The sequence below is a fragment of the Oceanobacillus polygoni genome (assembly GCF_008304605.1).
Taxonomy (GTDB): Bacteria; Bacillota; Bacilli; order Bacillales; family Amphibacillaceae; genus Oceanobacillus; species Oceanobacillus polygoni.
Genome location: NZ_PIJY01000019.1, coordinates 1 through 2,586 on the forward strand (window position 1 = coordinate 1; position 2,586 = coordinate 2,586).

General features: G+C 35.4%; 2 protein-coding genes. Both read right to left on the minus strand.

Annotated features, from left to right (window positions below):
* Positions 1 to 36: 36 nt before the first annotated feature.
* The gene (gene istB / locus F1560_RS06790) at positions 37 to 801 is read right to left on the minus strand and encodes an IS21-like element helper ATPase IstB (protein WP_149473890.1); all 765 of its coding nucleotides are present in this window, start codon (positions 799 to 801) and stop codon (positions 37 to 39) included.
* The gene (gene istA, locus F1560_RS06795; RefSeq protein ID WP_149473891.1) at positions 798 to 2,378 is read right to left on the minus strand and encodes an IS21 family transposase; all 1,581 of its coding nucleotides are present in this window, start codon (positions 2,376 to 2,378) and stop codon (positions 798 to 800) included. The genes istB and istA overlap by 4 nt, the downstream gene beginning before the upstream one ends.
* Positions 2,379 to 2,586: the final 208 nt, after the last annotated feature.

Consider the following 2,586-nt stretch of genomic DNA (forward strand, 5'->3'; position numbering starts at 1 on the left):
TGTAACCGTCAAGTAGAAAGTTACAGTTTTCGATAATTAATTTGAAACACTTTCTTCTCCAAAAATAGATAATCTATGTTTCATTCGATAACTATCCTCATTCAAATGGATTATCTCTGCTCGATGCATAATTCGATCTAAAATTGCTGTTGTAATCGCCGGATCACCCAATAGTTCGCCCCATTCTTTAGGCGCTTTGTTAGAAGTAAGGATGACACAAGCATTATTATATAGTTCATTTATTAAATGAAAGAATAAGTTAGCTTCCTTTTGATTCATTGCCATAAACATTAGATCATCAATAATCACTAAATCTGCTGTACGAATTCGATTCATTCTTGTTTGTGACTTCCGTGTAATTTCTTCGGTTTTCAAAGTCTGGATTAATTCGCCCATGGACGAAAAAACTACTTTATATCCTTGATGAATTGCTTGAATCCCTAGCCCAATGGCTAGGTGTGTTTTACCGACACCTGGCGGTCCTAGGAGGATTAGATTGTATAATTGTTCAATCCATAATAATTCTTTTAGCTGATTATATTGCTTTTTACTTAGAGACTCTTGTTCATTTAAATTAAATTGCTCTAATGTTTTGTGATAGGGGAAGGTTGCCCATTTTAAGCGTCTCTCAATTTGTTTATCTTCACGTCTTTTTTGTTCATAACTCATCACATTCATTAAAAAGGATGCGTATGTATCATCGTTCGTTTTGGCTTTTTCTAATAAAACTGGAAGGTGATTGGCGGTTTCTCCTAAACGAAGTGATTTTAGTGTATCTTGTAACGTTGATAGTTGATTCATCGCATTTCACCTTCTAACACAGAAAGATATTCATTAATATCCCTCTTATGAGTTTCCGTCTGTAGGATAGATTCACTCCAAGGATGAATCGGTTTTATGTTCGCACTGTTTAATGTGTCATCTGTATCCGTTACAGGTCGTTGTCGGTTCAGGTACTGAACCATATCGATAAAGTCTGTCGCACTAATTAATTGTCGATTTAAACATTCGTCTAATGCTTGATCCAGTATACTTTGTTCATGTGCTTTTATTTGTTTTGAAACCATTTGAAGTTGGTCCCGAATATAACGAGGACGAACTTTTCTAATTTCTTGTAGATACTCCCTTGCCTTTGTTGGATTACTAAAGGTAGAAGCAACTGTCTCAATGTACGTATCAATACCCTTTGTACGATCACGTGTATGTTTACGGTCCTGAATGAGATTTCCTTTTCCAGAATCAATTTTATGTTTAGCTAGAATAGGACCCGATTTGGTCTCACGTACCATGAGATGTCCATCATCTGCCACTTCAATATAAACTTGTTTTATTTTATTAAATGTTCCTAAAGGAACAGTATATCGATTTGATTTATACCAAATAATATTGTCCTTACGAACACTTCTTGTTATACTTGAGCTATAGTTACCATTGATATTTGCATTTTCGATGGTAGAAGAGATTGGACGTAAGTGTGACTTTTCTAGGGTGAACACTTCGACCGGTCTCTTTTTTGTTGTGTGATGCATTTTATAGTTCCCAGTGCGTTCGAGCCAATTCCATCCAGCTTCATTCCAAGATTCAAGCCCATGATATAAACGATGTCTCGCAAAGTTGTGTTTAATATATTTGACTACATTTTCTATTTTCCCTTTGCTTTCTGGGTCAGCTTTCCGACACATCCAGAGAACTAAATTTCTTTCCTCTTTATAGGATTGAAATTCTCTTGTTAAAACAAGATCTCCTCCATTTTCACTGACAAGTATTAATGCGTCTTGATCATATACAATTTCATCTGGAACACCACTGAAATAGTAAAATGCATTTTCATGTGCACGTATTACATCCCGTGTTGTAAAAGGTCTGTCTAGCCATTCTTTATATTTATAACGAGAATGTGAAAGCACAAATGCTATAAAACGTAGTTTTACTTTCTTACCAGTCGGAGTTAGCTGTTCTGTTTGACCGAAGTCTACTTGCATTTGTGAACCCATTGGAAGTTCTGGAAGAGATTCATAATCTCGGAGTGATGCTTCCTTAGGGATATCGTAAGCTTTTCTAAGTTCCCTTACATAAAGACGAACAGTACTTTCAGCTATCTCTATACCAGGATATTTTTCTAATAACCAGTCCAACACCTGTGCAGCTGACATATCTGGATGTTCTCTTAACCAAGTCAGAATTAATTCTTTATAGGGATCCAATTTCCTCTTTCTTGTTTTTATATTCTCTATCCATTTAGCCATTGTTTCCGGGTTACGCTTTAGATATCGGTATACAGTGATTCTTGAAATACCAAGCTTCTCCGCAATTTTAACTTTACTAAATCCCTGCTTTAATAATTGATGAATTTCCATATACATTTCCCACTTATCCACCTTTTTTCCTCCATCACTGTCTTGTTCTTTGATGCTAGTATTATCATACCAGTGATGAAGAGATATTTTATAGTCTATCATTCTCGCAAGGTAGTTTTCATGAAGCTGCCCTAGGGCAGCTTCATGAAAACTACCAAAGATCATTATCAGCTTAATAAGTGTTCCTTTTTATTTATCGGAAACTGTATATTTTACTTTATCAGTTACA